The organism is Comamonas odontotermitis (assembly GCF_020080045.1).
Lineage (GTDB): Bacteria > Pseudomonadota > Gammaproteobacteria > Burkholderiales > Burkholderiaceae_C > Comamonas > Comamonas odontotermitis.
Genome location: NZ_CP083451.1, coordinates 705,926 through 729,687, shown reverse-complemented (window position 1 = coordinate 729,687; position 23,762 = coordinate 705,926). Strand labels below are relative to the sequence as shown.

Sequence of the window (23,762 nt, the reverse complement as noted above, 5' to 3'; positions counted from 1 at the left end):
AACAAATAGGTAGCGCACGGAGCGTGCACACAGGTCATGCGCGCAGGTGTCGTTTTCAGGGGTAGAAGGCCTGCACACGGTAACCTACCACTTCCTGGCCGCGATCCGCCACCCCGAGGGCGACCACTCCCGTCCATTCACCATGGGCGGGCAACTGTGCGGGGGCCTGCAGATCTGCAGCGCTCAGCACGCGGCGCAGCACCAGCTTTTCTGCGGCATCGTTCAGGCTCAGCTCCAGCGCCGGCATGGCCACGGCATGATCTGCCGCGTTGCGCAGCACCACGGTCAGCCTGAACTGGCCGGGGCCCATCGGATTGAAGGTGGTGCTGTCAATGGAGACACTTTGCAACTGGCGCGGCAGCCCAATCTGGCAACCCGCCGTCTGGCAGATCTTCTCCAGCGCCGGACGCCATTGTGGATACAGCATGGCCAGACGATCGCGTTGCGCGATCCCTACCTGGATCAGCAACACTGCCAAGAGCAGTACCGCGCACAGGCCGGACACTGCCAGAACCCACGGCTGCCCCCAAAAGGCCCGGCGTTTAGCGTCACGGACAAAGCCCGGCTCCGCCTGTGCGTCAGCAGCAGGCATTGCCACCGCGTCCATCTCGGCTACAAAATTGGGCGCAGCCACCAAAGAGGGCTCCACCTTTGCAGACGTCACCAGCCGGTCCGCCATTTCAGGGACAGCGGACAGCGGTGCCTCCCCACCGTGCGCAGGACCGGTATGCAGATCTGGTTCTTTCGCGTCCTTTGCAGGGGCACTCCATACTTCTTCGGCAGTATCGGGTACTACTTCCTCCTGGGGCGTTACCGGTGCAGGTGACGCATCCACTCTGGCAGGGGCAGGCGCAGGTTGCGACACGGCTCTGCCAGGGTCGATGCCAGCGTCCTGCAAGGCCACGACCTTGGTTTCCGTACGCGACCTCTGCTCTGCAATGGCCTCCATTAACCGGCTTTCACGCGCTTGCAACTCCGCCAGATCGTCCTGAGCGGAAAAGCCCACCGGGCCTTGGCGCAGGGCATCGGGGCGCTGACCGGCAGGACTCCATTCGCTCTCCAACGCGGGGGCAAGCTCGACAACCGACGATGCAACCACGGCAGCCTTGCCAGTTCCTACAGCCGCAGGCGCCGCAACAACGGCTTTTGCGGCCTCTGCCGAACCATCGTCCTCGTACGCGGACATCCACGACGAATCGACATAGCCCGATTCGCCAAAATTACCCCGGCGTGGAAACACCAGTACAGACAGCTCAGGCGCATTGGCATGTGGGTCGACGGCCATCGAGTTGCCGGTGACCAGTACGGCTGCATCCTGGCTTGCGACAGCATCCGCTGGCCTGACTGGAGCCGTGGACTGCCCTCCTGGCGCGACTAAGGCAGCGCGTGCGGTGGTATCCGGAAGGGGCGCAGCAGCCCCAGATTGTGCGGAGGAGCCAGCAGTCGACGATGCCACGGGAGCGCCTGCAGTTGTCGGTGCTGCATCAGTCGATGCAGCCGGTGCCTCCGGCCGTTGCACCAGATGGGTGAGTGCATCGAACACCGATTTGCATTTGCCGCAGCGTACCCAGCCATCGGAGATGCGCAATTGGTCATCCACGACCTTGAATCGTGTCTGGCATTGGGGGCAACGCGTAATCTGGCTCATCGCTGTTGATTGTAGAAGCAGAAGCTCAGGCGCCTGCAGGCGGTGTTGCACCTTCGCCATGGCGATGCGCGGTCATCAGCACCCATCCGTCTTCGGTGTCGGCCACCTCCAGTTGCAGATAAGGTGCGTAGGCTTCCTTCAATTCGTCGGTCTGACGCTCCAGGATGCCTGCCAGCACCAGATCTCCGCCTTCGGCGACATGGCCGCACAGCAATGGAGCCAGCACCTTGAGGGGCGTTGCCAGGATGTTGGCGAGCACCGTGCGGTACTCGCCCTGCGCGGCATCGGGCAGGCCTGCACGCAGTTTGACATTGTTCGCCTGCGCGTTGTACTCGGTCGACTCCACGGCTGCGGTATCGATGTCCACCGCGTCGATATCGGTCGCCCCAAACTTGGCAGCGCCAATGGCCAGGATGCCGGAGCCGCAACCGTAGTCCAGCACACGGCCAAAATCATGGCCCGCATCGCCACGGCTAGCGATCCAGCGCAGGCACATGCGGGTGGTGGGGTGGGTGCCGGTTCCAAAGGCAAGGCCCGGATCGAGGCGGATGCTGCGCGTGGCTGCAGCGGGCAACGCATGCCAGGTCGGCACGATCCAGAATTGGGGCATGATGTCGACCGGCGCAAACTGCGACTGCGTCAGACGCACCCAATCCTGCTGCGCCACCTCGCGTACCCCCAGCACGGCGCAGCCTTCAAAGAAATCCTGCAGTTGCAACAGTTTCTGCGCTTCGTCTGCGGCTGCGCGTTCCTGAAACAGCGCCACGATACGGCTACGCTGCCAGCCCTCCTTGGGCGGCGGCATGCCGGGTTCACCAAACAGCGCCTGTTCGGCATCGGTCTGCGCGTCGGCATCTTCCACCGATACGCTGAGCGCATCGAGTGCGTCCAGCGCATCGCTCACGCTCTCCACCCGGTCTTCCGGGCACATCAGGCACAGTTCGTACATGGCAAGATTCCTTAAAGCAAAAAGCTGGCATTCCCTAGGAAATGCCAGCATGCATGACTATCGATTTCAGAGCTGCCTGTGCATACCTTATCAAGCATTCAAGTTGTTTTCAACTGCAAGTGCTTCTGGGGTGCACGCCAACAGCCATATTTTTAGCGCTTGCGCGCCGCAAGCCACTCTTCCAGGTAATGGATATTGGTGCCGCCAGCGTTGAACTTGGCGTCCACCATCAACTCCGAGTGCAGCGGAATATTGGTGGAGATACCCTCCACCGCCGTCTCCAACAATGCAGTGCGCATGCGGGCAATGGCTTGTTCGCGCGTATCGCCATAGACGATCAGCTTGCCGATCATCGAGTCGTAGTTGGGCGGCACGAAGTAGTTGGCATACACATGCGAATCCACGCGCACACCTGGGCCACCAGGCATGTGCCAGGTGGTGACGCGGCCGGGCGAGGGGATGAACTTGTAAGGGTCTTCCGCATTGATGCGGCATTCGATCGCGTGACCACGCATCTGGCCATTGATCTGGCGCTGCGTGAACGGCAGCTTCTCGCCAGCCGCCACCATGATCTGCGTCTTGACGATATCCACGCCCGTGATCCACTCGGTGACCGGGTGTTCCACCTGCACGCGGGTGTTCATCTCGATGAAGTAGAACTCGCCATTCTCGTACAGGAACTCGAAGGTACCCGCACCGCGGTAGCCGATCTTCTTGCAGGCGGCCACGCAACGCTCACCGATCTTTTCGATCAGGCGGCGTGGAATGCCTGGTGCAGGCGCTTCCTCGATCACCTTCTGGTGGCGGCGCTGCATGGAGCAGTCGCGCTCGCCCAGATACACGGCGTTCTTGAACTTGTCGGCCAGGATCTGGATTTCAATGTGACGCGGGTTTTGCAGGTACTTTTCCATGTACACGGCAGGATTGCCGAAGGCGGCACCGGCTTCTGCCTTGGTCATCTGCACGGCATTGACCAGCGCGGCCTCCGTGTGGACCACACGCATGCCGCGGCCACCGCCGCCACCTGCTGCCTTGATGATGACCGGATAGCCAATCGCCTTGGCAATGCGGCGGATCAATGCAGGATCATCCGGCAGTTCGCCATCCGACCCCGGCACGCAGGGCACACCTGCCTTGATCATGGCCTGCTTGGCCGAGACCTTGTCGCCCATGATGCGGATCGACTCGGGCGTAGGGCCGATGAACTGGAAGCCGCTCTTCTCCACGCGTTCGGCAAAGTCGGCGTTCTCGGACAGAAAGCCATAGCCCGGGTGAATCGCTTCGGCATCCGTCACTTCTGCCGCTGAGATGATGGCAGGCATGTTCAGGTAGCTTTGGGGCGAAGGCGCCGGGCCAATGCAGACCGCTTCGTCAGCCAGCTTCACGTATTTGGCATCACGGTCCGCTTCGGAGTAGACCATCACCGCCTTGATGCCCAGCTCGCGGCATGCACGCTGCACACGCAGCGCGATCTCGCCGCGGTTGGCAACCAGGATCTTTTTAAACATGCGGGGCCTTATCCAATAATGAACAGGGGCTGTCCAAACTCTACGGCCTGGCCGTTTTCACCCAGGATCTGCGTGACCGTACCGGACTTGTCGGCTTCGATCTCGTTGAGAATCTTCATGGCTTCAATGATGCACAGCGTGTCGCCTTCCTTGACCTGGCTGCCGATTTCGACAAAAGCCTTGGCGCCAGGGGCGGACGAGCGATAGAACGTGCCAACCATTGGCGACTTGACCGTATGGCCCTGAGCAACGGCAGGTGCAGCGGCAGCTTCGGCAGCTGGCGCAGCAGGCACAGCGGCGGCAGGGGCTGCAACGGCCGGCATCACAGGGGCAGCCATGATTTGCTGCACCACGGCACCACCACCCTTCACAATGCGGACCTTGCCTTCTGCTTCGGTGATTTCCAACTCCGACACATTCGACTCAGACACGAGATCGATCAGGGTTTTCAGTTTGCGTAAATCCATGGGAGCTCCAACGGCTAAAAATTCAAACAGGGCGCAAATTTACTCGAAATTCGCCCTATTCATTTCAAAATCTCTGATTTTCGAACTACGACAGCACTGTCGCACACAGCAGGCATCACTTACAGACTTGCCCAATTTTGCAAGTCAGATGCCAGAAGTTGCCCCATTTTACGATGTTGAACGCGACTGTGCTTGTCATATATCACTGAAAACGGCAGGCCCCCTGCAGAATTGCCCAGATCGCGGCTGAGGGCGGTACCCTGCATGCCGGCAATGGCAACGGGGAAAGTGAGCGGCAGGCGCTGCAGAAAACGGGCAACCGCCTCTTCCTTGTCCACCGCCAGACCCAGCACTGTCCAGCCCTTGGCGCGTTGCGCCTGGTAAAACTGGTTCAGCATGGGCAGCTCTTCCACACAGGGCGGGCACCAAGTCGCCCAAAAGTTCAGCAACAGCGGCTTTCCTTTGAATGCCGCCATCTCGATGGCAGGCTGCCCCGCAAGGCCCGGAAACGTCTGGCTCCAGATGGCTTCGTTCGCCCCAGGTGCCATCTCGCCCACGCTATGGCGCCACCATGCCCAACCTGCGCCGGCAGCAACAGCACCAGTTGCAACTGCACCGGTCAGCCAGCGTCGGCGCATCAGGGACGACGGAATTGAAGGAGGAGAATCTGTCTCTGTACGCATGGCACTCTTTCAGTCTTTCGCTGACACAGGCTCAGCCAGCAGGCGGCGCACCGCGTCCACCGAGCCGCGAAGTATGCGGCCACTGGCATCGGGCTTCAGGGCGCCGCGCAGGTCGTCGGCATCATAAATCAGGTAGTGCACACCCACTGCCTCGCCCAAGGGCTTGCACAGGCTGCTGATGGACAGGGCATCCACCTGCTCGCCGTGAAAACCATTCACCGATGAGACGTCGTAGCGCACATCACGGTCAATCAGCGCAATCTCCGCTGATTTGGAGTCATCACAGAAGAGCTGTATATAAATATCGGACAGGCGTGTCGCCGTGCCGTTCCAGACGGCGCCCGTCAGATGCGGGCGAAACGCCTCCATGCGCTCCATCCACAGCAGCGCCCATTCACGCAGCGCACGCAGTTCGGCAGGCTGCGTATCGGCACAAAACAGCGTGAGGTATTCGCGCACTGCCGCTTCCAGCACATCGTTGTCAGGCAAGGCCGTGCGCGCGGGCAGGCCCAGTTGCTTGACGGCCCGCTTCTTGGCCGGCCCCCACTCCAGGCCTTCTTCCACCACCATGCGCGCGGCGGTGTTGGCAATTTCCAGCATCAGATCGTTTTCCATGATTCATTTTATGAGGGTCAGGGCAAACAAGTGCAAGCAAGACTGCAAGACAGGAATTCCTATCGCCACGGCTGGTACTTGACTCGAATTTGATGAAACTACTCCTTGGCGCGCCTCCATGCCACGCACATCAACAACATGCAGCAGAAAAACCCCGCCAATCCGAAGCCTGCCATTGCAGGCGAGCCTATGACCTTCAAATGTGAGTACATGTTCAAGAAATCTGCCACACAAAAATAAGAACCATGAAATTCATACATTTTGGTTGGCGCCTTGCTGGCACAACCCATAAACATAGAAAACTGAGACCACATTGCTGCAATTACGAAAAATATCGCATAACCCATCAGCCCTACCATTATTCGTCGCAACAATTTGTGCGAAAAAATCACCAAAATACCCGCCCCAATGGCAGGAGCAATCCATGGCAATAAAATATGCATATACCATCCAGGCGTGTTTCCATTGCCGTTGATGGCGACACTTATTAAGATGTGATGCAGCATGCCAATGCCAAACATCCCAGAAAGCCATACCGGAAGCCAAATCTGAGAAAAAGTTTTTGGACGTTTTTCAAAAAGAAACCAAACATAGCCCCCAAAAACCCCTAGCACTAAAAGTATTTGAGGAAGATAAACCATATTGGGCAACCGAGCAAGAGACCAACTTCCAGACCAAACATAGGTTACAAATGTCGCTACCATTCCTCTTAAAATTCCAAACAGACTTGCATTTTGAAAAAAATTCACCCAAAAACCGCCCTGCGCATCTAGCACAATTCCATCAAAACTCCCAGACAAAGATCCAACCGATATCAATTTATAAAAATACCACCATCCCCCTACCAAGAAAGCCAGAAGAAAAATGCTTAACTTTGCAAAAAGATGCACCCGCTCGATCGCAGCACCATTGCGTCTGTTTTTGAAAAAATCAAAGAAAACCCACAATGCAACAGCCATTCCAATAGGAATAAAAAAAGCTTTCGTCAACAGACCCAACCCTAGAATCACTCCACACGCAAGCACATAGTAGTATTTGCATCCAGTTCTTTGCACCTTCTCCATGCCCCATGCGAGCCCTCCAGCTAAAAACAGGCACAAAGCATCATTTCCCAGTCGTGCAAATTCAAAAAAAAGCATGGGCAGAAGCAACGGATACAACAAAAAACCAATAACAACAGGATCCTTCTTCAAAGGCAACAATTTATTTCTAAATGCCTTGTATGCAAATGAAATTCCTGCCAACGCCATCAGAAAACTGACAAATCTCAATACAAATAATTGATCAACCAATGGCTTGTGCGACACCATTTTCAGAACAGGGGAAATAATCACATAATACAATGGCGGATGCTGAGTTTGCCAGTTCAACGAAACCCCTTCTCTAAAGCGTGGCATTTCGTTTTTGTTGTTATATCTTTCCACATATTTTTCTTGGTCATTTTTACTTTGAAAGAATTTCAAATAGGTAATTCCCAGATCAAAAGGAGGATTCAGTGTTCCATACGGCTTAGGGCCTTCGTAATTTTCTACCTCGGCATCCATATTTGCGCTGCCATACAAAGGAATTTGCTTCAACTCCGCAACATATCTCACACTTGAGTAATGTGCTGTTTCATCAAAGCCCTCCCAAGGTGGGGTAATTGCCATAATGGTGACGCCAGCAAAAAGTAGCGTCAGCATATAAAATAAAAGAAAAATATTTTCCGACCAGCATTTCATCATTCTTTTTCTTAATTTCATCGAAAATAAAATCATGGTTTATTTCATTTAAAATCAAACAATATTCAGCAACAATTTCAACCGATAGTTCAATTCATCTATAAAAAATCTTTCGATTTCATTTTGACAGATGCTTGACAGCTTTTCTCAATGAAATCTTGAAATTACAAGGAAATTCAAGGCTATTTACCCGGCGCATCTGCCGTGAATCGCCTTCTTCATCTCCTATTTTGATGTCACTGAAAGTAGCAGTGCTCAAGGGCACCGCAACCTCTTCAGTGTTCAGCGCTCCAGCTGCACCTTCTGTTAGCCGCCTGCATCAGACCGCATCCCCACCCCATATCTTGTCATCCTGGCCAGTGCCCCGCCTTAGAATCAGTCTCCATGCACATTCATATCTTGGGTATTTGCGGCACCTTCATGGGTGGTGTGGCAGCTTTGGCGCGCGAAGCCGATCACAAAGTCACGGGTTGCGATGCGGGCGTGTATCCGCCCATGAGTGATCAGTTGCGTGCCCTGGGCATTGAACTGATCGAGGGCTACAGCCCCGACCAGATGGCGCTGAAGCCTGACATGTATGTGATCGGCAATGTGGTCAGCCGCGTGCGCCTGCCCGACGGCTCTCCCAAGTATCCGCTGATGGAAGCGATTCTGGATGCTGGCGCGCCCTACATCAGCGGCCCGCAGTGGCTGGCGGAGAACGTTTTGCAAGGCCGCCATGTGCTGGCCGTGGCGGGCACGCATGGCAAGACCACCACAACGTCGATGCTCACCTGGATTCTGGAAGCAGCCGGTCTGCAGCCCGGGTTTCTGGTGGGCGGCGTGCCGCTGGATTTTGGCGTCTCCGCCCGCCTGGGCGCAGCAGAGCGCCCAGGCACGGGAGACAAGCGCCCGCTGTTCGTCATTGAAGCCGATGAGTACGATACCGCCTTTTTCGACAAGCGCAGCAAGTTTGTCCACTACCGCCCGCGCACGGCTGTGCTCAACAATCTGGAGTTCGACCATGCCGACATCTTTGATGATCTGGCGGCCATTGAGCGCCAATTCCACCACCTGGTGCGTACAGTGCCTGCTTCCGGCCGCATCGTGGCCAATGGCGTGGAAGAGAGCCTGACGCGCGTCTTGCACCAGGGTTGCTGGAGCGAGGTGGTGCGCTTTGGCGCGGCTGTGGATGACTTCCGCGCCGAAGGCGACCCGTCGGCCTTTGATGTGCTCTACAAAGATGCGCCTGTAGCCCGCGTGGAATGGTCGCTTTCGGGCGTCCATAACCAGATGAATGCCCTGGCCGCCATCGCTGCGGCCCAGCATGTGGGGGTGACGCCAGCGGTGGCCGCGCAGGCCCTGTCCCGGTTCAAGAACGTCAAGCGCCGCATGGAACTGCGCGGCACGGTGCAGGATATCGCCGTCTACGACGATTTTGCCCACCACCCAACCGCCATTCGCACTACGCTCGATGGCCTTCGAAAGCAAGTGGGTGCTGACAAACGCATCCTGGCCGTGTTCGAGCCACGCAGCAACACCATGAAGCTGGGTGCCATGAAGGCGCAGCTGCCCTGGTCGCTGGAGTCCGCCGATCTGGTGTTCTGCCATACCGCTGGCCTGGATTGGGACGCCGTCCAGGCACTGGCCCCCATGGGCACCAATGCGCATACCGCGAGCAATGTGGAAGACCTTGTCACCCAGGTGGTGCATGCAGCGCGCCCAGGGGACGTAGTGGTGTGCATGAGCAATGGCGGCTTCGGCGGCATCCATGACAAGCTGCTGAAGGCCTTGGCGTAGCCACGCTGAACTACAAAAAACATAGCTATCAGCGCCCTCCCGCTGGCCGCCATCGGCAGTTTTCATAAACAAAAGCGAGACCGAAGTCTCGCTTTTGTTGCATGGCCGCTTGCCCAGTCAGAAGCTCACGGTCATGGCTTTCGTATTGACCAGCACGGTGGGCCTCCCAACGGCACCCACACTGGCTTTGGCAAACTGGGCCAGCCATTCTGGATCGCCCAGCAGCGCTGCACCAGCAGCTTGAGCCACGACAACGATCTTGTCCGCAATCAACACCTTGCCGCTGGCACGCAGCGGCTCGCAATCCATGCGGATGAACTCCTGATCCAGCCAGCGGCGCCCCTCCTCATTGGACATGGCCTCTGCATTGTCAAAATCGTGGAAAAACTCCGCGCCGCCATCCAGCAGCACCCGTACTTCGTTGCGCATGAAAAATTCCTGCTTGGTGATTGAGGAAGGCTGCGCGCCTGCGGCAGTACAGCCCTAAGAACGTGTCTGCGATCTCTACGCAGCAGCGTTGGAGATCGTAAACACGTTTTAAAGCCGCCAGCTTACACGGTTGCGACGCTGGCTTCCTCGGTGTTTGCGCGCACGCGGCGTGCCTTGACGGCATTGGACAGCTCCGCCAGGCTGGCCAGCGAATCGTCCCAGCCCAGGCAGGCATCGGTGATGCTCTTGCCGTACTCCAGCGCCGCAGGGTCGTTCTTGCCCGGGGTGAACTTCTGGGCACCGGCTTGCAGATGGCTCTCGATCATTACACCGAACACGCTGCGCGAGCCGCTTTCGATCTGCTGAGCGATATCGTGCGCGACATCCTTCTGCTTTTCATGTTGCTTGCTGCTGTTGGCATGGCTGCAGTCGATCATCAGGGTGGCGGGCAGGTGTGCGGCCTCCAGGTCCTTGCACGCTGCGGCAACGTGGGCGGCATCGTAGTTCGGGGTCTTGCCACCGCGCAGAATGACGTGGCAGTTGGCGTTGCCCTTGGTGTGCACAATGGCTACCTGGCCATTCTTGTGCACCGACAGGAAATGGTGCGGGCGACTGGCCGACTGGATAGCATCGGTCGCAATACGGATATTGCCATCGGTGCCGTTCTTGAAGCCCACGGGCGCCGAGATGCCCGAAGCCAGCTCGCGGTGCACCTGGCTCTCGGTGGTGCGCGCGCCAATGGCCCCCCAGCTGATCAGGTCGCCAATGTACTGGGGCGAGATCATGTCGAGGAATTCGCTGCCCGCAGGCACCCCTTGGCGGTTGATTTCAATCAACAACTGGCGTGCGATGCGCAGGCCTTCGTCAATGCGGTAGCTTTCGTCGAGGTAAGGGTCGTTGATCAGCCCCTTCCAGCCCACTGTGGTGCGGGGCTTTTCGAAGTAGACGCGCATCACGATCTCCAGCGTGTCTTCGTACTCCTTGCGCACGGCTTTCAGTCGGCGTGCGTATTCCAGCGCGGCCTGTGGATCGTGGATGGAACAAGGCCCGATGATGACCAGCAGACGGTCGTCGTCGCCAGACATGATGTTGTGGATGTTCTGGCGGGTATTGTTGATCAATGCTTCCACGGGCGTTCCGTGGATCGGGAAGAAGCGGATCAGATGCTCTGGAGGCGGCAGCACGGTGATGTCCTTGATACGTTGGTCGTCGGTTTGGCTGGTTTTCTCGACACCGCGATACCAAGCATCGCTTGCGGGGTGGGCTTGCTGAGTCATCTGACGTTCCTAAAGTTGTGGGGGGTATGCAACAAAAAACCGCCGGGCTTTGCAGCTTCGGCGGTTGTCTGGGAGGTTTAGGTGCTCGCGCGCTTATGCCTCTCGTCCGCCTGGGACCGAGAACCAAAAGTAAAAATAAAAAGCGCTACGTGCTTGCATGTTTTTCAATGTACCACATTCGTCTTCGTTTCGGGCACGCCACTTGTTGCAAACGCACAAAAACTGCACATAAATAGATTAATTTAGAAAATTTGCATTTTTTATTCAACAAATATCAAATTTACGCAATAAATCATCAACTACAAATGCTGCAGTGCCGCATTTAAGGTGCAAAAAACAAACGCCTGCATGGCGGTTGTCATGCAGGCGTTGAAGGAAAGTGTCTGTCAGCGGGGGAGAATCAGGCGGTGCCTCCGACGGTCAGGCCGTCAATGCGCATGGTGGGCTGGCCCACCCCGACCGGCACGCTCTGGCCTTCCTTGCCGCAGGTGCCCACACCGCTGTCCAGGCGCATGTCGTTGCCGATCATGGTCACGTGCTTGAGACATTCAGGCCCACTGCCCACAATGGTGGCGCCCTTCACGGGGTACTGGATCTTGCCGTTTTCCACCCAGTAGGCTTCACTGGCCGAGAAGACGAACTTGCCGCTGGTGATGTCCACCTGCCCGCCTCCGAAATTGGTGGCATACAAACCCTTCTTGATGGACGCAATGATTTCCTGCGGGTCCTTGTCGCCGCTCAGCATGTAGGTGTTGGTCATGCGCGGCATGGGAATGTGCGCATAGCTCTCACGGCGGCCATTGCCCGTGGGCTTGACCTTCATCAAGCGGGCATTCATCGCATCCTGGATGTAGCCCTTCAAGATGCCATCCTCGATCAGCACATTGCGCTGGGTGGGCTGGCCCTCGTCATCCACATTCAGTGATCCGCGGCGGTCGGCAATGGTGCCATCGTCCAGCACCGTCACGCCCTTGGCCGCCACGCGCTGGCCGATCATGCCGCTGAAGGCACTGGAGCCCTTGCGGTTGAAGTCACCTTCCAAACCATGGCCGACCGCCTCATGCAGCAGCACACCAGGCCAGCCCGGGCCCAGCACTACGGTCATCTCGCCAGCAGGCGCGGGGCGTGAATCGAGGTTGACCAACGCAGCTTTCACTGCTTCATCCACATATTGCTGGATCAGCATGTCGTCAAAATAGGCCAGGCCGAAGCGGCCACCGCCGCCAGCTGACCCGACTTCGCGGCGGTTCTTGCTCTCGGCAATCACGGTGACGGACAGGCGCACCAGCGGGCGCACGTCGGCGGCCAGCGTGCCGTCGGCCCGGGCAATCAGCACCACATCGTGCTCGGCTGCCAAACCGGCCATCACCTGTTTGACGCGCGGGTCCTTGGCACGTGCCAGGGCTTCCACCTTTTCCAGCAGTTTCACCTTGGCGGTGCTGTCCAGGGTGGCGATCGGGTCCAGATCGGGGTAGAGCGAACGGCTGGGCGCGATCTTCCTGGCGGGCACACGCACCTGGCGGGACTGGTTGTGGGCGCCGATTGCGCGCACGGTATGGGCTGCATCGAGCAGCGAATCGAGCGAGATGTCGTCCGAATAGGCAAATGCGGTTTTCTCGCCCGCCACGGCACGCACGCCCACACCCTGGTCGATGGCAAACGATCCAGTTTTGACGATGCCCTCTTCCAGGCTCCAGCCTTCGGCACGGGTGTACTGGAAATACAAGTCCGCATCGTCAACCTTGTGGGCACGGATATCGGCCAGCGCACGCGCGAGGTGGCTGTCATCCAAGCCGAACGGGGCAAGCAGCAGGCTTCGCGCGATGTCCAAACGTTGTTCGGTGGAAGCCGTCAGCGGCTTGGCCATGGCAAGATCAAAAGGTGCATTCATGGGATTGATTTTAGAGGCAGCGCAATGGCCGCCGCAGTCTGGTGTCATGCAGATGCGGCCAGTTCACACGGATACAAGCAATAAAAAACCGCAGTGCTCGTCAAAACACTGCGGTGCAGCTTGTCAGCCACGGCCTGAGGTCGGCCCTGATTGCTATCAAAAACAAAGTTCAGATTGAATCAGGAAGCACGCCCTGAGCCTATTTTCTTTCAGATGGCCTGGTCGTCAATCGTGGCTGTCGGCCCGTTGGCCTTGACCGAGTCGATACCGCCATCACGCGCCTTCTCGCCGGAATACATCTGGCTTTGCCCGATGACCTGGCCATTGCCTGCCTTGAGCGTGAAGTACGGCGCACCATCCTTGCCCGTCAGGCGCTCATAGCGGCCATCGTCTGCGGCGTTCTTCTTCACCGACTCGATGCCATTGACCGCGCTGGCCTTGGCTTCATACATCTCGCTCGTCAGGATGATCTGCCCATTGGTGGCGAGCAGGTTGAAAAAGAACTTCCCGTTCTTGGACTTCTTCAGTTCAAACTTGGCAGCCATGCAAACTCCTTTTGAAGTGGAACACTGCCGTTGTACCAAGAAAAGGCACAGGAATCAAAGTCTTGGCGGCTGATCTTGCACTAGTTGACGTTGTGAGCGCGCCACCGACATCAGAATGCCCAGCGCCAGCCCCAGCGTCACCATGGCCGTTCCGCCATAGCTGACAAACGGCAGCGGCACCCCCACCACCGGCAGAATGCCGCTGACCATGCCCATGTTGACAAAGGCGTAGGTGAAAAAGATCATCGCCACCGCACCCGCCATCAGGCGGCCAAACAAGGTGGGCGCTCGCATGGCGATCACCAGCCCGCGCCACACCAGCATCAGAAAGAAGAAGATCAAAAGCAGGTTGCCCGCGAGGCCAAACTCCTCGGAGAATGCGGCGAAGATGAAGTCGGTGGTGCGCTCGGGAATGAATTCCAGGTGGGTCTGCGTGCCTGCCATGAACCCCTTGCCCATGAAGCCGCCCGAGCCAATCGCGATCATGCCCTGGATGATGTGAAAGCCCTTGCCCAACGGGTCGCGCGTCGGGTCCAGCAAGGTACAAATACGCTGGCGCTGGTACTCGTGCAGCACCACCAGATCCATGCCGTCCTCGCACAGGTGGTGGCCGTATATGGCGATCAAGATTAAACCTACCGCCCCAATCAGCACCGGCGGCAGAATCAGTTTCCACGACAGGCCTGCGAAATAGATCACAGCCAGGCCCGATGCCATCACCAGGAGCGAGGTGCCCAGGTCAGGCTGCTTCATGATCAGCCCCACGGGAACCGCCAAGATAGCAAACGCCATCAGAAAGTCGGTCGCCCGCAATGCGCCTTCACGGCGCTGGAACCACCAGGCCAGCATCAACGGCATGGCAATCTTGAGCAGCTCGCTTGGCTGGATGACGATGCCGATGTTGACCCAGCGCTGCGCCCCTTTTTTGGTAATGCCAAACAGCGCCACCGCCACCAGCAGCGCCACCCCCAGCCCATACAGGGGCAGCGCAAAGCTGGCCAGCCGGTGCGGCGGGATCTGCGACACCACCAGCAGAATGCCCAGTGCCAGCAGCATGTTGCGGCCGTGGTCGATAAAGCGCGTGCCGTGGTCGAACCCTGCGGAGTACATGGCCGTCAACCCAATGGCAGCCAGCGCTCCAATGATGAAGATCAGCGGCCAATCGTAGCCGCGCACCATTGGCAGCAGGCGCTGCAGCACATTCGGTTTGTCTAGAACTTCGGACATGGCCGCCATTATCGGCGTTGTCTGACATATGCCGCTGCAGGCCATTGATCAGTCCACTATCATTTTCTGCATGACCACCCATTTGCTCTACCTGCACGGCTTTCGCTCGTCACCCCAATCGGCAAAATCCCAACGCATGCAGCGCCATGTGGAAGGCCTGCGCCAACACATCGTCTGGGCATCGCCACAACTGCCACCATCACCCAGGGAGGCGGCAGATGCCATGCTGCAGGCCACGCGCAACTGGGCAGGCCTGCCCGCACAGAGCCTGGCGGTCATCGGCTCGTCGCTGGGCGGCTTCTACGCCAGCTGGATCGCCCGGCAACTGGGTTGCAAGAGCGTGATGATCAACCCGTCGACCACGCCCTGGATCACCCTGGAAAAGCACCTGGGCGAGCAGACCGCATGGCACAACCCGCAGGAAAGCTTCTTCTTCCGCCCCGAATACCTGGATGAACTCAAGGCCCTGGATGTGACGGACAAGCCGCCCACCGCCCCGCAACTTCTGATTGCCGCCAAGGGCGACGAAGTGCTGGATTGGCGCGACATGGTGGCGCGCTACCCGGCCGCAGAGGTACTGCTGGAGGAAGGCGGCGACCATGCGCTCAGCAACTTTGACGACTATCTGCCCAAGATTGACCGGTTTTTGGGGTGGTAGGCCATGAACCTCATTCTTGAACGCTCAGAATCAGTCCCCTTTTACACCGAGATGTGTCGAGTATTCGATGCACTGGGTTTGCAAGCGAGTGACTATGACTGGTTTATCAGTGACATTGAGACCAACATTCGTGTTCCTGGCCTTTCCAATGAGGATCAATGGATCCAAGGGGAGTGTCTAGAACAAATCATCAGGTCACAAGAGGTGCAATTTATTTGGGCTGTATTCAGCGCATTTCCCAAAGGGTGCCGATTCGAGATTAGTGTCCCGCCATATGTAGATGGGAATCCCTCATACTGGGATGGTGAAGAGCATGGCCCACAGCTAGAAAATGCTCTTTTCGAGATAGCAGCCTGGGATAGCAGTGCAACCATTTTTATAGGACTTTCCAAAGAGGCAGAGCTGCGTTTCATTCGGGCCTACCCTGAGACAAAACCGCTGATTTCAGCGAGAGTCTGATAGCTATCGCCTTTGGTTTTTAAGAAGCGGCATAGCACCGTGCTTCTGCTACTAGGGGACAAAATCGATACCTCCCCACCTAAAAACTACAAATTTCATAGCTGCTCGCGCTTACCCATAAAGCGCCAGCTACCAATTTGATACAAAAAATTCAAAAAACCCTGCAGTGTCGCCCCGTGGCCGCATGCCATGGGAAAATGCGCGCCTATGTATGCACTGTTTGACGACGCTGGCAAATTTCTGGCCGGCCGTATCCTCTCCGAAGCTGAAAGCTCTGCCCAGATTGAATTGGACTCCGGGAAACGGGTCAAGGTCAAAGCAGCGAATGTGCTTCTCAAATTCGACAAGCCCACGCCCGCCGAGCTGACTGCGCAGGCGCAGGCCCTGTCGGCGGACATCGACCCGCAGCTCGCCTGGGAGTTCGCCTCCGACGAGGAGTTCGGCTTTGCCGATCTGGCGCGCGACTATTTCTCCGAGAGCGCATCGACCATCGAGCAGGTGGCCGCGCTCTTCAAGCTGTTCGAGGCGCCGCACTACTTCCGCCGCGCAGGCAAGGGCCGCTTCAAGAAGGCGCCCGCCGAGATCGTGCAGCAGGCGCTGGCCGCCATCGAGAAGAAAAAACAGATCCAGGCCCAGATCGACGCCTGGGCGGAGGAGCTGGTAGCCGGCACCACCCCCGAGCCAGTGCAGCAACAGCTCTACAAGATTCTGTTCCGTCCGGACAAGAACGCGCCCGAGTACAAGGCCGTGGTGGAAGCCAGCCGCAAGGCGCAATTGGCCCCGCTTGCGCTGCTGCAGAAGGCCGGTGCCATCAATTCGTCCTACCAGTTCCACTGGCAGCGCTTCCTGTTCGACAATTTCCCCAAGGGCACGGGCTTTCCAGCGGTCACGGCGCCCCAGCCCCCCACTGATCTGCCGCTGGCCGACGTACAGGCCTATTCCATCGACGATTCGCAGACCACCGAAATCGACGATGCACTGTCGGTGCGCGGCCTGGGAACAGGCCAGGTGACGGTGGGCGTGCATATTGCCGCGCCCGGCCTCGCGATCGAGCCCGGCTCGGCGCTCGATCATCTGGGCCGCAACCGCTATTCCACGGTCTACATGCCTGGCTACAAGGTCACCATGCTGCCCGACGAGGTGGTGCAGATCTACACGCTGGACGAAGGGCGCGCCAATCCGGCCGTGTCGCTGTATGTCACCTACAACGAAGAGACGCTCGAAGTCATCGCCAAGGAAACCAAGCTGGAACGCGTGCCGGTGGTGGTCAACTTCCGCTACGACAAGCTCGACCACATTGCGACAGAAGAGTGGCTGACGGACAGCAGCTTGCAGGTAGAAAACACGCCTCAGCCCTTGCTGGAAAAACGCGAAGAGCTCACATTTTTATACCGCCTCTCGCGCCACTTGAAGGCGGGTCGGGAAGTGGTGCGCGGCAAGCCGGAAAACTTCAACCGCCCCGACTACAACTTCCGCCTCGTCGGCAACGATGGTGCAGTGCCCACTGGCTCCGAGACAGTGGAGATCAGCGTGCGCAAGCGTGGCGCGCCACTCGACCTGATCGTGGCCGAGGCTGCCATCGTGGCCAACAGCAGCTGGGGCCAGTTGCTGGCCGACTATGGCGTGCCCGGCATCTACCGCAGCCAGGCGAGCCTGGCGCCCGGCGTCAAGGTGCGCATGTCCACCAAGGCGCTGCCGCACGCAGGCATTGGCGTCAAAAGCTATGTCTGGGCCACCTCACCGCTGCGCCGCTATACCGACCTGGTCAACCAGTGGCAGATCATTGCCTGCGCGCGCAACGGCGCAACGGCAGCGCTGGTGGCCCCGTTCAAGCCCAAGGATGCGGAGATGTTCTCCATCATCAGCGGGTTTGACGCCGCCTACAGTGCCTACAACGGCTACCAGGCAGGCATGGAGCGCTTCTGGACCCTGAAATACCTGGAACAGCACCAGATCAGTGAGCTAACTGCAACAGTCATGAAGGAAGGCGCCGCCGGCAGCATGATGGTGCGCGCAGATGCACTACCATTGGTGTTTCCGGTACTGGGCGCGCAGAATTTGCCGCGTGGCGCCCAGGTCCGGGTCAAACTGGGGGAGATCGACGAGATCACGCTCGATGTGACTGGAACCGTGCTGGAGAGACTGGACGATACCGGGGCCGAACAGGCCAGCGAGGACTCGCCAGAAGATGAGGAGGAGGCCGTAGCCGGGCCCATCGCGATTGCGGTGGACATGAGCGACGGCGAGGACGCGGCGACAACAAAAACCGATTAACCGGAACCGTGAAGTTTCTGCAATTTCTTCGTTCGCTTTCCACACTGCAGCTGGCGCTGCTGATCTCGGTTCTGGTGCACGCCGTGGTGCTCAGCATCCGCTTTGTCGACCCTGAAGCCTTCGACCGCGTGTTCGAGGACACGCCGCTGGAGGTGATCCTGGTCAATGCCAAGTCGGACGATGCCAAGCCTGACAAGGCCCAGGCCGTGGCCCAGGCCAATCTGGCAGGCGGCGGCGAGTCTGCCAACACCGCAGAGCGCGCCACCAGCCCCATGCCCTACTCGGCCATCACCAACATGGGCGATGACTTCGAGGAGCGCCAGCGCCAGATCGACGCCATGCAGACGCAGCAGATGCAATTGCTCGCCGACCTGCGCAACCAGCTGGCGCAGTACCGCCCGCCCGATACGCGCAAGGCCACTGCTTCGCAGTCCGACATGGAGCAGGAAGAAAAGCACAAACAGCTCCTGAAGATGCTGGCCGAGATCGAAAAGCGCATCCACGAGGAAAACGCCCGTCCCAAAAAGCGCTACATCAGCCCCGCCACCCGCGAAGAAGTGTTTGCGCTGTACTACGACGAACTGCGCCGCAAAGTGGAAGACCGCGGCACGGCCAACTTCCCCGAAGCCGGTGGCAAGAAGTTGTATGGCGAATTGATCATGATCATGACGGTGAACCATGACGGCCGCGTGCTGGGCACCGAGGTGTACAAGAGCTCGGGCAACCAGCAATTGGATCGCCGTGCCGAAGCCATTGCAGTCAGCAGTGGGCCATTTGGCCACTTCGGCCCGGCGCTGCGCGCCAAGGCCGACCAAATTGCCGTGGTCTCCAAATTCCGCTTCACCCGCGAGCAGACGCTGGAAACGGCCAATTTGCAGTAAAGTGGAGCAGATTTTCATGCAGCGGGCACTTTGGTGCCCGTTTTTCCACGCGCACCACCATGTCTACCGCCGACCGCTACTGCGTCATGGGCAACCCCATCGCCCACAGCCGCTCACCCCGCATCCACAGCCTGTTTGCCGAACTGACAGGCCAATCCCTGGTGTACGAGCGCGAACTGGTGCCGCTGGATGCATTTGAAACACACCTGCGCCAGCTTGTACAAAGTGGCACCAGGGGCATGAACGTCACCGTCCCGTTCAAACTTGATGCAGCACGCCTGGCCGATACGCGCAGCGACCGCGTGGCGCTCTGTGGCGCTGCCAACACCTTGGTGGTGGGCGCAGATGGCCGCATCCACGCCGACAACACCGATGGCCTGGGCCTTGTCGCCGACATCACCCGCAATGCTGGCGTGGCCCTGCGCGGCCAGCGCGTGCTGCTGCTGGGCGCGGGCGGTGCTGCAGCCGGCGCACTGGCGCCGCTGCTGGAACAAGCCCCGGCCCAACTGGTGGTGTGCAACCGCACACACAGCAAGGCGCAAGACCTGACGGAGCAACACACCTACGTTGCAAAGCTATACAAAACAGATCTATTGGCGCTTGACAGCAGTGCACTGACAGGTGTTTTCGATGTCATCATCAACGCCACTGCCAGCAGCATGCAGGGCGCGGCCATCCCGGTGCCACCCCATGTGCTGCGTGCCGGCACGCTGGTGTACGACATGATGTACGGCCCTGCTGCCGAGCCATTCCTGCAATGGGCGGCACAGCACGGTGCAACCGGGCGCGACGGCCTGGGCATGCTGGTGGAACAGGCTGCTGAAGCCTTCTGGCTGTGGCGGGGCGTGCGTCCGCCATCGCAGCCTGTGCTGGCACAGGTGCGGGCCGAACTGGCGCCGCATTGAGCGTACTGATACTGTCATGAAGAGCATCGCACGCTGGTTGGGTTGGGCACTGCTGGTGGCACTGGGCCTGCAGCTGTTCTTTGTAGGTCGCATAGCGCTGATGGCATCCATCGACCCCGCATCCACCGCGTTCGAGCGCAGTGAGGCCTGGCGCCAGGTACAGCACGAAGGCCATCTGCGGTGGAGCCAGCAGTGGATGCCCTACAACCGCATCTCCGACCATTTGAAGCGCGCCGTCATTGCTTCTGAAGACGATGATTTTGCGAACCACGACGGTGTGCAGTGGGATGCGATTGAAAAAGCCCGCGCACGCAATGCCCGGGCCATGGAACGTGCAGAGCAGCAGCAGGAGCAGGCCGTTGCCCGTGCGGAGGCCCAGGCCAAAAAACGCGGCGAAGCCTTTGACCCGAGCACAGTGCCCACGAGGCCGGTCAAGCTCATGGGCGGCTCCACCATCACCCAGCAACTGGCCAAGAACCTGCTGCTCTCCTCCGAGCGCAGCCTGTTGCGCAAAGGGCAGGAACTGGCCCTTACCTACATGCTGGAGTACCTGCTGCCCAAGCAGCGCATTCTGGAGCTGTATTTGAACCACGCCGAATGGGGCAATGGCATCTTTGGCGCCGAGGCTGCTGCACAGCATTACTTTGGCAAACCAGCAGCGCAGCTGGCGCCACACGAGGCAGCGCGCCTGGCCATCATGCTGCCCAATCCCAAGGGAGCCGAAAAAAATCCGCAAACTGCTTATCTGAACCGCCGCACCGCCACGATCGCGGCACGCATGCGCTATGCTGAGCTGCCATGAAGGCCCGTTGCCATTTTGAGCAGAACAGGCCTCTGGCGCAGAACCGACAGGCACAAGTAGCTATCATTTCCATTGCATGAGAATTCTTGGTATTGACCCCGGCCTGCAGACCACCGGCTTTGGCGTGATCGACGTCAATGGGCAACGTCTGTCCTATGTGGCCAGCGGCACCATCCGCACCACTACCCTGGATCTGGGAGATCTCCCCGGCCGGTTGAAGATGATTTTTGATGGCATCTCCGAAGTCTGTCAGCGCTACGAACCCCATATGGCTTCGGTCGAAATCGTCTTTGTCAACGTCAATCCGCAATCGACCTTGCTGCTGGGCCAGGCGCGTGGCTGTGCGCTGACAGCTCTGGTGTCGCAAAACCTGCCGGTGGCCGAGTACACCGCACTGCAGATGAAGAAGGCCGTGGTGGGCCATGGCCGCGCCGCCAAGAACCAGATCCAGGAAATGGTCAAGCGCCTGTTGCACCTTCCCGGCCTGCCCGGCACCGACGCCGCCGATGCCCTGGGCCTGGCGATCACCCATGCGCATGCGGGCCTCGCCATGGCGCGCATGTCCGAGGCAAGCCCGCTGCAACGCAAACAGCACGCCATGTACAAGGCTGGCCGCAGTTACTGAGAATCCAAGCCGAAGCAGGCTCTCGTAGCACCACGAGCCTCCATCCGGCTGCACTAGCTCCATCGATTCATTGGCTTGCCCTGCAAGCGATGGCGTGCATTACCAAGCTTGCGGACTGGCTGGACAAAAAAAAACCTGTGCACTTCGTAGGCGCACAGGTCTGGCCGGCTGCAGGACTCCTCATGCGTGGATCCGGGCACCCCGTGAAGCAGTGCTCGGCATCAGGTGCAGCCACCAAAGTAAGCTTTGGATGGGGTCAGCGCCCAAAGGTTCAACCCAGAGCGCGGACAAACCCCGAATTATGGCCGCATACAGACAGTATCAGTTCGCATTGAAGACAATATTGGCAATCAGCCCGGTACCGACGGCGATGAGCAGATAGTCACCTCCGTATTGAATCCATTGGTAACCTCTTGGCGGCGGCGCGAGGCGGTGCATTCGCCAGTCGCCCACCACATAGCTGTATCCACGATAGGGCGCGGGTACGTAGCCGCCGCGGTACCAGTCGTTGCGCGGACCCACGCCGCGCCTCCGATCGGGCACCACGACGACACGAGGGGGAGGACGGTGGTCATGCCGGTAGTCACGACGATGATCGTCATAGCGCCTGTCATGGCCACGATCACGGTCCCAATGGCGCTGCTGGCCGGGGGGGCCATAGCCATCAGGGCCACGGCCATTGGGCTGGGCTTGTACTGGTGTACTCACGACCATGGCGCATGCCAGGGCAATGCCCAGGCTGCCTGCGATGGTGGAGATCGTGCTGCTCAGTTTCTTCATGACCTGTTTCCTTTCGAAAAACGAGGCGGCGCCGGGTTCACCCATTACCGCTGTGCATGACTCTTTAACGTGAGGCAGAGACCTGCGGTTTACCCCTCAGACCCAGGGTTACCCTCTGTATGCCTTGTGTAAAGCGCCTCAGGAGCATCAAATCTGCCGCAAAAGCCCTGTACATGCCATTTCGGGGCAGCAGCGGGCGCCAAAAGCATGGGCCTGTTTACGGAATTTTTACCTTCAGACCATGCGGCCCACAAACAATACCGCAAAGAACGCCAGCGCCGCAATCACGGTCCACTTGATCAGCAGCACAGACCATTGGCGATACCGGTGCTGGCCGGTACCCAAATAGACACAGAAGCTGATGGCCGACATCAACACCAGCAGCATGAAGATCCAGCGGAACATCACCATGCCGCGGGCCTACCAGGCAAGTGCTGCCTGGGCAAAGCCCTGAGGCGCTTCACGCACATGCTCGAAGGTGACGATATCCCAGGCATCGCGCTGCTGCATCAACTCGCGCAGCAGCAGGTTGTTGAGCCCGTGGCCGGAGCGGAAGGCACTGTAGGCCGCCAGCAGCGGGTAGCCCACGATATACAGATCGCCCATGGCATCCAGAATTTTGTGCTTGACGAACTCATCGTCATAGCGCAGCCCATCGCTGTTGAGGACTTTGTAATCGTCCATCACGATGGCGTTGTCCAGACCGCCGCCCAGTGCCAGGCCATTGGAGCGCAGCATTTCCACATCTTTGGTGAAGCCGAAAGTACGCGCACGGGCGATGTCGCGGGTGTAGTTGCCAGCACCCAGATCGAACTCGAACATCTGGCCGGTCGAGTCCACAGCCGGATGCGCAAAATCGATCTCGAAGCGCAGCTTGTAGCCATGGTAGGGATCCAGTCGGGCCCACTTGAGATTATTGCCCTCGCCCTGCCGGATCTCCACCGGCTTGAGCAGGCGCAGAAAACGCTTGTGCGCGTTCTGCAACTCGATGCCCGCGCTTTGCAGCAGAAAAACGAACGAGGCGGACGAGCCATCGAGGATCGGTATTTCTTCAGCCGTCACATCGATGTACAGGTTGTCGATGCCCAGGCCAGCGCAAGCGGACATCACATGCTCCACCGTGTGGATACGCACATCGCCCTTGCCCAGGGTCGAGGCCATGCGGGTGTCCACCACCGCGTCCGCATTCACCGGAATATCCACCGGCTCGGGCAGATCGACACGGCGAAACACGATGCCGGTATTGGCCTGCGCGGGACGCAGGGTCAACTCCACACGCTGGCCGCTGTGCAAGCCCACGCCTACGGCGCGGGTCAGGGATTTGATGGTACGTTGCTGAAGCATAACCTGTTGATTTTACGCCGTGCCAGCCTGTGAGACTGCACAAAATACCAATCGCCCGGATAGCGAAGGTCTGTTGCCCATTTGCTTGCAGATTTTGCCAATCTGTGCGCAAAGCAGATGCGGAGAGATCGCAGACACGTGCCAGGCACGTCTCTGAGAACGCGTTGACGATCTCTACGCAGCCGCGTTGGAGTGCCATCGGGATGAGTTCGAGGGGCCAGCGCGAGGAGATCGTCAACACGTTCTAATAACAACGCGCTGACAACCCCAAAGGTTGCAGCGCGTTGCAGTTTGA

At 58.8% G+C, this 23,762-nt stretch carries 23 protein-coding genes; 8 read left to right on the top strand and 15 right to left on the bottom strand.

Annotation, left to right across the window (positions count from 1 at the left end; all coding sequences use genetic code 11):
* Nucleotides 1–55: 55 nt before the first annotated feature.
* From LAD35_RS03295 to LAD35_RS03265, 7 genes are all read right to left on the bottom strand, one after another.
* Nucleotides 56–1,648 (bottom strand): DUF3426 domain-containing protein, encoded by a 1,593-nt coding sequence (locus LAD35_RS03295; protein ID WP_224151296.1) that lies wholly within the window; start codon nucleotides 1,646–1,648, stop codon nucleotides 56–58.
* A gap of 25 nt (nucleotides 1,649–1,673) precedes the next feature.
* A complete protein-coding gene (gene prmA / locus LAD35_RS03290; RefSeq protein WP_224151295.1) occupies nucleotides 1,674–2,597 on the bottom strand; it encodes a 50S ribosomal protein L11 methyltransferase in 924 nt (307 codons plus the stop codon).
* 152 nt (nucleotides 2,598–2,749) lie between these two features.
* Entirely contained in the window at nucleotides 2,750–4,105 is a 1,356-nt protein-coding gene (accC, locus tag LAD35_RS03285; protein ID WP_224151294.1) for an acetyl-CoA carboxylase biotin carboxylase subunit, read from the bottom strand.
* 8 nt (nucleotides 4,106–4,113) lie between these two features.
* Nucleotides 4,114–4,572, bottom strand: a complete 459-nt coding sequence (accB, locus tag LAD35_RS03280; RefSeq protein ID WP_224151293.1) for an acetyl-CoA carboxylase biotin carboxyl carrier protein — start codon at nucleotides 4,570–4,572, stop codon at nucleotides 4,114–4,116.
* A 119-nt stretch (nucleotides 4,573–4,691) separates the two neighbouring features.
* Nucleotides 4,692–5,255 (bottom strand): TlpA disulfide reductase family protein, encoded by a 564-nt coding sequence (locus LAD35_RS03275; RefSeq protein ID WP_224151292.1) that lies wholly within the window; start codon nucleotides 5,253–5,255, stop codon nucleotides 4,692–4,694.
* Nucleotides 5,256–5,264: 9 nt separating this feature from the next.
* Entirely contained in the window at nucleotides 5,265–5,870 is a 606-nt protein-coding gene (locus LAD35_RS03270) for a hypothetical protein (RefSeq protein ID WP_224151291.1), read from the bottom strand.
* Nucleotides 5,871–5,968: 98 nt separating this feature from the next.
* The gene (locus LAD35_RS03265) at nucleotides 5,969–7,627 is read right to left on the bottom strand and encodes a glycosyltransferase family 39 protein (protein ID WP_224151290.1); all 1,659 of its coding nucleotides are present in this window, start codon (nucleotides 7,625–7,627) and stop codon (nucleotides 5,969–5,971) included.
* Nucleotides 7,628–7,975: 348 nt separating this feature from the next.
* Between LAD35_RS03265 and mpl the strand changes: the two genes are divergently transcribed.
* Nucleotides 7,976–9,370 carry a UDP-N-acetylmuramate:L-alanyl-gamma-D-glutamyl-meso-diaminopimelate ligase gene (gene mpl / locus LAD35_RS03260; RefSeq protein WP_224151289.1) on the top strand — a complete coding sequence of 465 codons (1,395 nt, stop codon included), beginning with the start codon at nucleotides 7,976–7,978 and terminating at the stop codon, nucleotides 9,368–9,370.
* Nucleotides 9,371–9,487: 117 nt separating this feature from the next.
* Here the strand turns inward: mpl and LAD35_RS03255 are convergent, their stop codons facing one another.
* The 5 genes from LAD35_RS03255 to rodA all read right to left on the bottom strand — a co-directional run bounded on the left by LAD35_RS03255 (nucleotide 9,488) and on the right by rodA (nucleotide 14,739).
* Entirely contained in the window at nucleotides 9,488–9,799 is a 312-nt protein-coding gene (locus LAD35_RS03255) for a hypothetical protein (protein ID WP_224151288.1), read from the bottom strand.
* 122 nt (nucleotides 9,800–9,921) lie between these two features.
* Nucleotides 9,922–11,076, bottom strand: coding sequence for a 3-deoxy-7-phosphoheptulonate synthase (locus tag LAD35_RS03250; protein ID WP_224151287.1), 1,155 nt, complete (start codon nucleotides 11,074–11,076; stop codon nucleotides 9,922–9,924).
* A 400-nt stretch (nucleotides 11,077–11,476) separates the two neighbouring features.
* The gene (gene tldD, locus LAD35_RS03245) at nucleotides 11,477–12,943 is read right to left on the bottom strand and encodes a metalloprotease TldD (RefSeq protein ID WP_224152574.1); all 1,467 of its coding nucleotides are present in this window, start codon (nucleotides 12,941–12,943) and stop codon (nucleotides 11,477–11,479) included.
* A 233-nt stretch (nucleotides 12,944–13,176) separates the two neighbouring features.
* Entirely contained in the window at nucleotides 13,177–13,512 is a 336-nt protein-coding gene (locus tag LAD35_RS03240) for a YegP family protein (RefSeq protein WP_224151286.1), read from the bottom strand.
* Between the two features lie 54 nt (nucleotides 13,513–13,566).
* A complete protein-coding gene (rodA, locus tag LAD35_RS03235; protein WP_224151285.1) occupies nucleotides 13,567–14,739 on the bottom strand; it encodes a rod shape-determining protein RodA in 1,173 nt (390 codons plus the stop codon).
* A 70-nt stretch (nucleotides 14,740–14,809) separates the two neighbouring features.
* Here rodA and LAD35_RS03230 point away from each other — a divergent pair, with 70 nt between their 5' ends.
* The 7 genes from LAD35_RS03230 (at nucleotide 14,810) to ruvC (ending at nucleotide 21,343) form a co-directional block, all read left to right on the top strand.
* A complete protein-coding gene (locus LAD35_RS03230; RefSeq protein WP_224151284.1) occupies nucleotides 14,810–15,397 on the top strand; it encodes a YqiA/YcfP family alpha/beta fold hydrolase in 588 nt (195 codons plus the stop codon).
* A gap of 3 nt (nucleotides 15,398–15,400) precedes the next feature.
* Nucleotides 15,401–15,856 carry a hypothetical protein gene (locus LAD35_RS03225; RefSeq protein WP_224151283.1) on the top strand — a complete coding sequence of 152 codons (456 nt, stop codon included), beginning with the start codon at nucleotides 15,401–15,403 and terminating at the stop codon, nucleotides 15,854–15,856.
* A 207-nt stretch (nucleotides 15,857–16,063) separates the two neighbouring features.
* Entirely contained in the window at nucleotides 16,064–18,130 is a 2,067-nt protein-coding gene (locus LAD35_RS03220) for a ribonuclease catalytic domain-containing protein (RefSeq protein ID WP_224151282.1), read from the top strand.
* Between the two features lie 8 nt (nucleotides 18,131–18,138).
* Nucleotides 18,139–19,011: an energy transducer TonB gene (locus LAD35_RS03215; protein WP_224151281.1), complete on the top strand. Its 873-nt coding sequence runs from the start codon at nucleotides 18,139–18,141 to the stop codon at nucleotides 19,009–19,011.
* 59 nt (nucleotides 19,012–19,070) lie between these two features.
* Entirely contained in the window at nucleotides 19,071–19,916 is an 846-nt protein-coding gene (gene aroE / locus LAD35_RS03210) for a shikimate dehydrogenase (protein WP_224151280.1), read from the top strand.
* A 16-nt stretch (nucleotides 19,917–19,932) separates the two neighbouring features.
* On the top strand, nucleotides 19,933–20,718 hold the full coding sequence (locus LAD35_RS03205; protein ID WP_224151279.1) for a transglycosylase domain-containing protein: 786 nt from the start codon (nucleotides 19,933–19,935) through the stop codon (nucleotides 20,716–20,718).
* A 76-nt stretch (nucleotides 20,719–20,794) separates the two neighbouring features.
* On the top strand, nucleotides 20,795–21,343 hold the full coding sequence (gene ruvC, locus LAD35_RS03200) for a crossover junction endodeoxyribonuclease RuvC (protein WP_184706299.1): 549 nt from the start codon (nucleotides 20,795–20,797) through the stop codon (nucleotides 21,341–21,343).
* 321 nt (nucleotides 21,344–21,664) lie between these two features.
* On the opposite strand, the gene LAD35_RS03195 is transcribed toward ruvC, so the two are convergent.
* The 3 genes from LAD35_RS03195 to lpxC all read right to left on the bottom strand — a co-directional run bounded on the left by LAD35_RS03195 (nucleotide 21,665) and on the right by lpxC (nucleotide 23,467).
* Entirely contained in the window at nucleotides 21,665–22,123 is a 459-nt protein-coding gene (locus LAD35_RS03195; protein ID WP_224151278.1) for an RcnB family protein, read from the bottom strand.
* Between the two features lie 234 nt (nucleotides 22,124–22,357).
* Nucleotides 22,358–22,534 (bottom strand): hypothetical protein, encoded by a 177-nt coding sequence (locus tag LAD35_RS03190; RefSeq protein WP_224151277.1) that lies wholly within the window; start codon nucleotides 22,532–22,534, stop codon nucleotides 22,358–22,360.
* A 9-nt stretch (nucleotides 22,535–22,543) separates the two neighbouring features.
* A complete protein-coding gene (gene lpxC, locus LAD35_RS03185) occupies nucleotides 22,544–23,467 on the bottom strand; it encodes a UDP-3-O-acyl-N-acetylglucosamine deacetylase (protein ID WP_224151276.1) in 924 nt (307 codons plus the stop codon).
* Between the last annotated feature and the right edge of the window lie 295 nt (nucleotides 23,468–23,762).

Coding starts and splice junctions, on each gene's coding strand:
- LAD35_RS03265 (WP_224151290.1), bottom strand. CDS start 7,627: ATGATTTTATTTTCGATGAAATTAAGAAAAAGAATGATGAAATGCTGG.
- LAD35_RS03295 (WP_224151296.1), bottom strand. CDS start 1,648: ATGAGCCAGATTACGCGTTGCCCCCAATGCCAGACACGATTCAAGGTC.
- LAD35_RS03190 (WP_224151277.1), bottom strand. CDS start 22,534: ATGGTGATGTTCCGCTGGATCTTCATGCTGCTGGTGTTGATGTCGGCC.
- LAD35_RS03255 (WP_224151288.1), bottom strand. CDS start 9,799: ATGCGCAACGAAGTACGGGTGCTGCTGGATGGCGGCGCGGAGTTTTTC.
- LAD35_RS03270 (WP_224151291.1), bottom strand. CDS start 5,870: ATGGAAAACGATCTGATGCTGGAAATTGCCAACACCGCCGCGCGCATG.
- accB (WP_224151293.1), bottom strand. CDS start 4,572: ATGGATTTACGCAAACTGAAAACCCTGATCGATCTCGTGTCTGAGTCG.
- ruvC (WP_184706299.1), top strand. CDS start 20,795: ATGAGAATTCTTGGTATTGACCCCGGCCTGCAGACCACCGGCTTTGGC.
- LAD35_RS03225 (WP_224151283.1), top strand. CDS start 15,401: ATGAACCTCATTCTTGAACGCTCAGAATCAGTCCCCTTTTACACCGAG.
- aroE (WP_224151280.1), top strand. CDS start 19,071: ATGTCTACCGCCGACCGCTACTGCGTCATGGGCAACCCCATCGCCCAC.
- prmA (WP_224151295.1), bottom strand. CDS start 2,597: ATGTACGAACTGTGCCTGATGTGCCCGGAAGACCGGGTGGAGAGCGTG.
- lpxC (WP_224151276.1), bottom strand. CDS start 23,467: ATGCTTCAGCAACGTACCATCAAATCCCTGACCCGCGCCGTAGGCGTG.
- LAD35_RS03250 (WP_224151287.1), bottom strand. CDS start 11,076: ATGACTCAGCAAGCCCACCCCGCAAGCGATGCTTGGTATCGCGGTGTC.
- LAD35_RS03275 (WP_224151292.1), bottom strand. CDS start 5,255: ATGCGTACAGAGACAGATTCTCCTCCTTCAATTCCGTCGTCCCTGATG.
- LAD35_RS03220 (WP_224151282.1), top strand. CDS start 16,064: ATGTATGCACTGTTTGACGACGCTGGCAAATTTCTGGCCGGCCGTATC.
- accC (WP_224151294.1), bottom strand. CDS start 4,105: ATGTTTAAAAAGATCCTGGTTGCCAACCGCGGCGAGATCGCGCTGCGT.
- rodA (WP_224151285.1), bottom strand. CDS start 14,739: ATGTCCGAAGTTCTAGACAAACCGAATGTGCTGCAGCGCCTGCTGCCA.
- tldD (WP_224152574.1), bottom strand. CDS start 12,943: ATGGCCAAGCCGCTGACGGCTTCCACCGAACAACGTTTGGACATCGCG.
- mpl (WP_224151289.1), top strand. CDS start 7,976: ATGCACATTCATATCTTGGGTATTTGCGGCACCTTCATGGGTGGTGTG.
- LAD35_RS03205 (WP_224151279.1), top strand. CDS start 19,933: ATGAAGAGCATCGCACGCTGGTTGGGTTGGGCACTGCTGGTGGCACTG.
- LAD35_RS03230 (WP_224151284.1), top strand. CDS start 14,810: ATGACCACCCATTTGCTCTACCTGCACGGCTTTCGCTCGTCACCCCAA.
- LAD35_RS03240 (WP_224151286.1), bottom strand. CDS start 13,512: ATGGCTGCCAAGTTTGAACTGAAGAAGTCCAAGAACGGGAAGTTCTTT.
- LAD35_RS03195 (WP_224151278.1), bottom strand. CDS start 22,123: ATGAAGAAACTGAGCAGCACGATCTCCACCATCGCAGGCAGCCTGGGC.